This is a genomic window from Caldalkalibacillus thermarum, from assembly GCF_014644735.1.
Classification (GTDB): domain Bacteria; phylum Bacillota; class Bacilli; order Caldalkalibacillales; family Caldalkalibacillaceae; genus Caldalkalibacillus; species Caldalkalibacillus thermarum.
On sequence record NZ_BMKZ01000038.1, the window covers coordinates 20846 to 30087 of the forward strand.

The 9242-nt window shown below is 48.6% G+C and carries 7 protein-coding genes; all 7 read left to right on the forward strand.

Annotated elements, in window-relative coordinates; translation table 11 throughout:
- The first annotated feature begins 30 nt into the window (after positions 1–30).
- The 7 genes from mfd to IEW48_RS13305 all read left to right on the forward strand — a co-directional run bounded on the left by mfd (position 31) and on the right by IEW48_RS13305 (position 9021).
- Complete coding sequence (gene mfd / locus IEW48_RS13275; RefSeq protein ID WP_188624166.1) at positions 31–3609, forward strand: transcription-repair coupling factor; 3579 nt, start codon at positions 31–33, stop codon at positions 3607–3609.
- The gene (locus IEW48_RS13280) at positions 3560–4549 is read left to right on the forward strand and encodes a peptidylprolyl isomerase (RefSeq protein WP_188624167.1); all 990 of its coding nucleotides are present in this window, start codon (positions 3560–3562) and stop codon (positions 4547–4549) included. The genes mfd and IEW48_RS13280 overlap by 50 nt, the downstream gene beginning before the upstream one ends.
- Before the next feature lie 233 nt (positions 4550–4782).
- Complete coding sequence (gene spoVT / locus IEW48_RS13285) at positions 4783–5325, forward strand: stage V sporulation protein T (RefSeq protein ID WP_188624168.1); 543 nt, start codon at positions 4783–4785, stop codon at positions 5323–5325.
- A gap of 160 nt (positions 5326–5485) precedes the next feature.
- The gene (locus IEW48_RS13290; RefSeq protein ID WP_188624169.1) at positions 5486–7240 is read left to right on the forward strand and encodes a putative polysaccharide biosynthesis protein; all 1755 of its coding nucleotides are present in this window, start codon (positions 5486–5488) and stop codon (positions 7238–7240) included.
- Between the two features lie 22 nt (positions 7241–7262).
- On the forward strand, positions 7263–8348 hold the full coding sequence (locus IEW48_RS13295) for a MazG family protein (protein ID WP_188624170.1): 1086 nt from the start codon (positions 7263–7265) through the stop codon (positions 8346–8348).
- A 100-nt stretch (positions 8349–8448) separates the two neighbouring features.
- Complete coding sequence (locus IEW48_RS13300) at positions 8449–8721, forward strand: HU family DNA-binding protein (RefSeq protein ID WP_007506054.1); 273 nt, start codon at positions 8449–8451, stop codon at positions 8719–8721.
- A gap of 18 nt (positions 8722–8739) precedes the next feature.
- A complete protein-coding gene (locus IEW48_RS13305) occupies positions 8740–9021 on the forward strand; it encodes an RNA-binding S4 domain-containing protein (protein ID WP_007506055.1) in 282 nt (93 codons plus the stop codon).
- The last annotated feature ends 221 nt before the right edge of the window (positions 9022–9242 follow it).

The following is a 9242-nucleotide window of genomic DNA, read 5'->3' on the forward strand; positions in this document are numbered from 1 at the left end:
TGTTTTTTAAGGAACGGAGAGGAGGCAAACATGAAAGAGCTGATCCACATTTTTAGCCAGGGAACCGATTTTCAACATGTGTTGAAGGCCATTCAAAATGGCATGAAAGAACAGCTGGTGACCGGGTTAAATGGCTCGTCACGGACGCTGTTTATGAGCGCCCTGTTCCAGGAAAATCGTGAAGCCCAGCTGGTTGTGACCCACAATCTGCACCAAGCTCAAAAAATTTACGAAGATTTAATAGAATGGCTGGATGAAGAGTCAGTTTATCTGTACCCGGTCAATGAGCTGATCGCCTCGGAAATTGCCACGGCCAGTCCCGAATTTAAACGGCAGCGGATTGAAGTGTTGAATAAGCTGGCCTTGAAGGAGAAGATCATCGTCATTGTCCCTTTGGCCGGTCTGAAGCGTTTGCTTCCGCCGCCCTCGGTGTGGAAGAAAGCGCAAATCTCTATCACCTGGGGAGACGAGATCAACTTAGAAGAGTTGCAAGCCAAACTATTGACCATGGGTTATAAGAGAGTGGAAATGGTAGAAGCGGAGGGGGAATACAGCATCCGCGGGGGGATCATTGACGTGTACCCTCCTGCTTCCTCGCCCGTCCGTATTGAACTGTTTGATACGGAAGTAGACTCTATCCGCACCTTTGATATAGAAACCCAGCGTTCCCAAGAAAACGTGCAACGTATTACGCTGGGGCCCAGCGTGGAGTGGATTTTGTTTGAGGAGCACTATGAATTGGGGGCCAAAAAAGTCGAAGAAGCGTTGCACAAACAGCTGGCGAAGGTCAGGGACGAGGAAGTAAAAGCTAAACTTAAAGAACACATTGGCTGGGAAATTGAGCAATTACGTCAAAAACAATCATTCCAGGGAATCTACAAATATATCTCTTGCTTCTATGGCCAGCGCACAACCTTGGTGGATTATTTTGAGCCAGGGTCTGTTGTCATTGTGGATGAACCGACGCGCTTGCTGGAAGCTGAGACCAATTTTCAGCGGGAAGAGGCGGAATGGAAAACTTTAATGATGCAGACAGGGGAATTTTTGCCTGAACTCTCTATCTCTCTTCCATTCTCTGAATGGAAAGAAAAGGTTAAAAAACCATTGGTTTACTTATCCCTCTTTTTACGGCAAATTCCCCAGACCAGCCCGCAAAATATTGTTCATTTTACCTCTAAGCCGATGCAGCACTTCCACAGCCAGTTCCCTGTCCTGCAAACGGAGATCAACCGCTGGCAAAAAAACAGGGATAGAATTGTGTTTTTGGCCGGGGACAGCGAACGGGTTGAGCGCATGTTGCGCATTTTGGATGACTTTCAGATCGAGGCCAGGAAGTTAAAAGGGGATGCGGCCCTGGTGGAGGGGATTCCCCAGGTGGTAGTGGGGCGGATTCAGTCCGGTTTTGAACTGCCCACCCACCGGCTGGTGGTGGTAACCGAAAATGAACTGTTTGCCCAGCAGAAAAAGAGAAAACCGCGTACCCAGACCCAAGTGTCTAACGTGGAGCGGATCAAAAGTTACACAGACCTGAACGAAGGGGATTATGTCGTTCATGTCAACCATGGCATTGGCCGTTATGTGGGCTTGAAGACATTGGAGATCAATGGCGCCCACAAAGATTATTTGCATATCCAGTATGCCGGGGATGACAAACTGTACGTCCCTGTGGAAAACATTGACCAGGTCCAAAAATACTTGGGCAGTGAAGATAAAGCCCCCAAGTTGTACAGACTGGGGGGAAATGAATGGAAGCGTGTCAAAAGCCGTGTCCGTTCGTCCGTACAGGATATTGCCGAACATTTACTCAAGCTGTACGCTAAACGGGAAGCAACGCCCGGTTATGCCTTCAGCCCGGACACGGAGATCCACCGGGAATTTGATGCGTTGTTCCCGTACGAGGAAACACCTGACCAGAAGCGGGCGATTGAAGAGATTAAGCGGGACATGGAAAAGCCCCGCCCGATGGATCGCCTGTTGTGCGGTGATGTGGGTTACGGCAAAACGGAAGTGGCCATCCGCGCCGCTTTTAAAGCGGTGATGGACTCCAAGCAGGTGGCTGTCCTGGTGCCGACCACCATTTTGGCCCAGCAGCATTACGAAACCTTTAAAGAGCGGTTTCGCGATTTTCCGGTGGAGATTGATGTGCTAAGCCGCTTCCGCACCCGCAAAGAGCAAAATGAAACGGTGAAAAGAATTAAGAATGGTGTGGTGGACATTATTATCGGCACTCACCGCCTGCTGTCTAAAGATGTTCAATTTAAGGACCTGGGCTTGCTCATTGTCGATGAAGAGCAGCGCTTTGGGGTCGCCCATAAGGAAAAAATTAAACAATTAAAAGCAAATGTGGATGTGTTGACGCTGACTGCAACGCCTATTCCCCGCACACTGCATATGTCCATGCTGGGTGTCCGTGACTTGTCCGTGATTGAAACGCCGCCTGAGAACCGCTTTCCTGTGCAAACGTATGTGGTGGAGTATCAGGGGGCATTGGTGCGCGAGGCCATTGAGCGGGAATTGGCCCGGGGCGGACAGGTGTATTTTGTATATAACCAGGTGCAAGGGATTGAACGGAAAGCAGAAGAGATACGCGCCCTTGTCCCCGATGCCAGGGTCGCGGTGGCTCACGGCCAAATGAAGGAAACCGAGCTGGAGGCCATCATGCTGGATTTCCTGGACGGGGAGTATGATGTTTTGGTCAGCACCACCATTATCGAGACCGGGGTTGACATTCCCAATGTCAATACCCTGATCGTCTATGATGCAGACAAGATGGGCTTGTCCCAACTGTACCAGCTGCGTGGGCGCGTCGGCCGCTCCAACCGTACCGCTTACGCTTACTTTACCTACCAGCGGGGAAAAGTGTTGTCTGAAGTGGCTGAAAAACGCCTGGAAGCGATTAAGGAGTTTACTGAGCTTGGTTCTGGTTTTAAAATTGCCATGCGCGATTTGGCGATCCGCGGCGCCGGCAACTTGCTGGGAGCGGAGCAGCATGGTTTTATCAATTCCGTAGGTTTTGACCTTTATTCCCAAATGTTGAAAGAGGCCATTGAAGAACTGAAAGGAGAGCGTCCCCAGGAAGAGCCCGTTGAATTGGAGATGGACGTGCACATTGATGCCTATATTCCCGAAGATTATGTACAAGACAGCAAACAGAAAATCGAAATGTATAAAAAGGTGGCAGCTGTGTCCACGTTGGAAGATGTGCGCGAGGTGGAAGAGGAATTTATGGACCGCTTTGGCGCTCCGCCTCCCCCTGTAGGGCGCTTAATCAAGCTGTCTAAACTGAAAGCCTATGCCAAGCGGTATAAGCTTGATACGATTGTGCTCAAAGACCAGGTTTTAAGATTGCTGTTCCACCCTTCCCAAAATGATAAAATAGATGGCGGCCAACTGTTTAAGCTGGCCAGCCAATACGGACGCAGAGTGGGTCTTGTTTCCGATGTCAAGATCGGCGTCACGGTTAAAGTGAACGGGATGAGTGAGGATGAATGGCTGGATTTGACACTGGATCTGTTTGATAAAATGGCGGAAGCCAATGTGGTTAAAGGAGAGGAATCCAATGCACAGCACAACTCATTTGAACCGAGGGAAGAGAAGCAGGCGTTATAAACCCTTCCGTCTGCGGTTAGGCTTGGTGTGTCTTTTGTTGCTGTTAACGGTGACGGCCTGTGGAGGGCAGCAGGAGGAAGCGGAAAATGGCTCGCCAGGAGATGAAAATGAAGGATTAACGATCGAATTTCCAGAGGTGGACCGGGAAGGTTTGACGGAAACCCAGGTGGTGGCCAAATATGAAGATGGGGAGATTCGCGGAGATGAACTGGCCCGTTATCTGGCCATTCAAGCGTTTATGCAGCCTCGCGCGCCTGTCAATGACCCGCAGGTTCGCGAAAGATTTCTACAGTTCTTGATTGCCGAGCGGCTGATTTTAGAGGAAATGGCGGGAGCCGATCTAGATTGGGCGGAAGCGGAAGCCGAACAGCTGTGGCATGAGGTCCAGGCCGTTTATGATGAGGAAACATTAGAGCGTGCTTATGAGACGTTAGACATTAGTGAAGAAGATGTCAAACAGTATTTGCACAATTATGCGGTGATGAAGCAATATTTCCGGGAGCAGCTCACGGAAGAAGAGCGGACCAAAGCCACTGTGCGCCATATTTTGATCTCAACCATGCATGATCTGTCCGAAGAGGAAGCCAGACAAAAGGCGTATGACCTTTATGAACAACTTGAGCAAGGGGCTGACTTTGCTGAACTGGCCCGGGAGCACTCCCAAGACCCGGGCAGCAAAGAGGACGGTGGTTTGTATGAAGATGTGCCTGTGGCCATGTGGGTGCCTGAGTTTAAGCAAGCGGCGCTGGAGCAGGAGATCGGGGAGATCGGTGCACCGGTGCAAACGGATTACGGCTTTCACATCATTAAAGTGGAAAAGCGTTATGTAGCTGAGTTGGATGAGCTGGAACCGGATGAGATCAGCCAATTGACGGGCCAAAAATTCTTCCAATATTTAGAAGAGGAACTTCCTCAGCACATTAAGCACATTAACCTGTAAGACGGACAAACCAGGGACCGTGTGATCCCTGAGCTCCCAGTGGTGACCGCATCCTGTGTGAACAGGCTGCAGGAGGCAGCTTGTCATCAATCCGCCCTCCATATCTTTGTTTTTAAGTGTTGTTGGATGCATATGTTTTGCTTGTCAACAAATAATATGGACAAGGTTTAATTCCAGTCATTTGGTACGAAGTTAATTAATACAACATCATGGAAAGTGAGGACATCAGGATTATGAAAGCTACTGGGATTGTTCGTCGCATTGATGATTTGGGAAGAGTTGTCATACCAAAAGAAATCCGCCGCACCTTGCGTATTCGGGAAGGCGATCCGCTGGAGATTTTTGTGGACCGCGATGGGGAAGTGATCTTAAAGAAATATTCTCCCATCGGAGAATTAGGTGATTTTGCCCAAGAATATGCCGATTCATTATACGAAAACTTGGGCCATGTCACCTTGATTTCTGACCGGGATTCCATTATTGCTGTTTCCGGTGCATCTAAAAAAACGTATATGGAAAAAGCTGTTGGCGATGTGGTGGAAACCAGTATGAACGAGCGTAAAATCATCGTTGAAAATAACCATGGGACCTATGAGATTTGTAAAGATATGCAGGAAGAATATGCAGCGTATTGTATTGCGCCGATCATAGCCGGCGGCGATCCGATCGGCTCCGTCATTCTGATCAGCAAACAGGAAGGACGCACCATGGGAGATGTGGAGACGAAACTGGCTGAGACAGCGGCGGGATTTTTGGCCAAACAAATGGAGCAATAGGGATCCATATGGACTGACCGGCCAAACGGATGCTCCTGGTGGTGATCATCATGCGCCGGAAATAGGCTGTTGACCTGGTCAACAGCCTATTTCTTGTTTGTTGGCGCGAATATTGTTTGTGGTATAATGTGTTCAGTTTAAACATGAGAGGGGAACCCAGATGAATGGGTCTAATCCAACCCAGCAGCTGGTGAAGGGAACAGCCATATTGGCCACCGCTGCCTTTTTGTCCAAACTGCTAGGCGTGGTGTATAAGATCCCATATCAGAATATCACTGGTAACTATGGTTTTTATGTTTATGAACAAGTTTATCCCATTTACATGATCTTGTTGACACTTTCTACAGCGGGTGTTCCCATTGCCATTTCCAAACTGGTGGCTGAACGCCTGGCTGTGGGCGATATCCCGGGAGCCAGGAAGGTGTTTAAAGTCTCGGCCATCACTTTAATGCTTACGGGTTTGTTCTCCTTTACCCTCCTCTACACGGCAGGTGCACCCGTATTAGCTTTTTTAATGGGTGACCCAGACTTGGTGTTGCCCATTAGAAGCGTTTCTTTTGCCCTTTTGGTTGTGCCTGTGATGGCTTCTATCCGCGGCTATTTTCAAGGTCATCAAAACATGATGCCGACGGCCGTCTCACAAGTAGTGGAGCAAGTCGTCAGGGTAACCACCATTTTGGTGCTCAGCTCCTGGTTTATTTATCACCATTATGATGAGTATTATGCGGGAGCAGGCGCTGTCTTCGGCGCGTTTACCGGAGCCTTGGCCGCTTTGATTGTCATGCTGCTGTACTGGCGCAGCAATACCCTTGCCCAGCGGCGGCACGAACAAACTGCAAGAGGAGAGGGCGGTGATAAAAATGTTCAGGCCGCCCCTTTAACTACAAGCAAAGGCCATGGATCTGGATGGGCCCATCAGGCAGAAACCTCCTATGTCAATTTGTCTTTCAGGCAAATTTTAAGGCGTGTGGCTGCTTATGCCTTGCCCATTAGTTTGGGGGCGCTGGTTTTGCCCTTGTTTCAGCTGGTTGACAATTTTACCATTCCCAATCTGCTGTCCTGGACAGGATGGGCTAGTAAAGAAGCATTTAACTTGAGAGGGGTGTATGCCCGGGGCTGGCCTTTGGTGCAGTTTGCTGCCTTTTTTGCCACGGCCCTTGCTTTAGCCCTCGTGCCCTCTATCTCCGAGGCCAAAGCTAAGCGTCAGCATCAGCAGATCAGCAAGCGGACAGAGTTTGCTTTAAAACTCACCTTTATAATTGGTTTGGCCTCCGCCATTGGACTGGCTATTTTAGCCAAGCCCATTAACATTATGTTTTATGTTACACCAGAAGGAACAGTGACCATGGCCATATTGGCTTTTGTGGTGATCTTTTCGACACTGGGGATTACGAGCGGGGCCATTTTGCAAGGGATGGGCTATGTGACCTTGCCGGCCCGCCATTTGTTGATCGGGGTGGGCGTTAAGTTCATTTTTAACCTGATATTGCTTCCGTTTTTAGATATTAAAGGGGCTGCTTTGGCTTCTGTTGTGGGTTATATGGTGGCGGCCCTGTTAAACCTGTGGGCGATTTATCATATCATTCCCGTCCGTTTGTTTAAAAAGCACATTTTGCTCCCCCCGGTTTATGCCGTCTGTGTGATGGGGATTTGCGTCAGTCTGACGATGGTGGGGCTGGAGTATGGCTTGGACTCCGTCAAGCTTCATGAACGCCTTCTGTATGCGCTGGTCACTTTAAGTGCGGTGTTGGTCGGGGTGGTCGTTTACGGGCTTTCGTTGTTGCGCTTTGAAGCGATTTCCCGCACTGAATTGTCTCTTATTCCGAAGGTTAATCGTCTCATTCCGGTTTTGGAAACCCTTAAGATTTTGAAAAAAGAAGACCCTGAGCAGACAGAAAAAGGCGCAAGCTCTTAGTAAAATGAAGGGAGATGTGCTGATGGCCACGATTCATATTCTGGGGTTGGGTGCCGGAAACAAAGCCCAGTTGCCCCTTGGTGTCTATCAAACCCTTAAACATGCCCAGCCCCTGTTCGTACGTACCAAGGAACATCCTGTCATCTCCGAACTGGAAGCAGAGGGTTTAACCTACATTGCCTTTGATGAGGTTTATGAGCGGCACCGCGATTTTCAGTTGGTGTATGAGGAGATTGTTTCCCTCTTGTTTGAGGCAGCCAAAAAGCACGGGACAGTTTATTACGCTGTCCCCGGTCATCCCCTTGTGGCCGAGCAAACGGTGCAAATGTTGCTGAGCGAGGGCCGCAAGGAAAAGGTGAGCATCCATATTGGCGGGGGCCAAAGCTTCTTGGATCCCTTGTTTGCCCGCTTAAAAATCGATCCTAACGACGGGTGCGTCATTCTGGACGGAACCAGTCTGGCCCTGTCCCAGCTTAATCCCCGCTTGCACCACATTATTACCCAGGTTTACGATCGTTTTGTGGCCTCAGAAGTCAAATTGACCCTGATGGAACTTTATCCTGACGAATACACTATTACCGTTGTTACCGCGGTAGGTGTGCCAGGACAAGAGCAACTGCTGCAAATTCATTTGTATGAACTGGACAGGGTGATTGATCTTAATAACCTGACCGCTGTTTATGTACCCCCCACAACAGATGAAACGGTATTAAACCGCCTGTATCACCAGTCACGGGATATCTTCCGCACCTTGCGCGGTCCGGACGGTTGCCCTTGGGATAAGGAGCAAACCCATCAGTCTCTGAAAAAATATGTCCTGGAAGAAGCCCGGGAAGTTTGTGAAGCCATTGATCAAGAGGATATGGATCAGCTGAAGGAAGAACTGGGTGATTTGCTGTTGCAAGTTTTTCTACAGGCCCAGATTGCAGAAGAAGAGGGATGGTTTAATATGGAGGATGTCCTGCAAGCCTTAAATGAAAAGATGATCCGCCGCCACCCCCATGTCTTTGGGGACCTTAGCCTCAAAGATGCAGACGATGTGAAACGCCAATGGGAAAAAATAAAGGAAGAAGAGTATAAACAGAAGCAAAATCGTCAACAAAGATAGTGACAACGGGGGATTTTTAAAATTTTTTTGTGCAGAAAGCAGGAAAAACAACATAGAGCACGAATAAGACTATGGTGAGATTAAAAGGGAGGTAGACCAAATGAACAAACATCAATTGGTTGCTAACATAGCTGAAAAAAGTGGATTAACAAAAAAAGATGTTGAGCTGGTGATCAATAATCTTTTAGACGAGATTACAAATGCTTTGGCTTCCGGTGAAAAAGTTCAGTTTGTCGGTTTTGGCACCTTTGAAACCCGCAAGCGTTCCAGCCGCACCGGACGCAATCCGCAAACCGGCGAAACCATCAACATCCCAGAAACCATTGTCCCTGCTTTTAAAGCCGGTAACAAACTGAAAGAAGCAGTCAAGTAAAAAGAGAGTAAAGAGCTCATGAGGCTGGATAAGTTTTTAAAAGTCTCGCGGCTCATTAAACGACGCACGCTGGCAAAAGAGTTGTGTGACCAAGGACGAATTAAAGTGAACGGCCGGACGGCCAAAGCTGGCACCAAGGTGGCCGCCGGTGATGAACTGTATATCCGTTTTGGCCAAAAGGCGGTCACCGTTACGATTAACCAGCTCAAAGAGTCACCTCGGAAAGAGGAAGCCGAAGAACTGTATACTGTTTTATCCGAAGAAAGGGTAGACCCCTATGCGGACGACCTGGCTGATTAAGCTGGGTCGTCTATTTTTTGTTCTAATTGTAAAGTATGCACCATATCTTGTACTAGATTAGTCTTGTCATACAGAAGCCTGCATCACATGCTCAAAGGAGCATTCCCGTTAGGAACTTTTCCGGGGACTTGATCAAAAAAAGCCCTCTTGGTATGATGCAGGGGTGTCAACCACATCACTCACCATACCAAGGAGGACTTCAGATGAATTGTACACAAAAC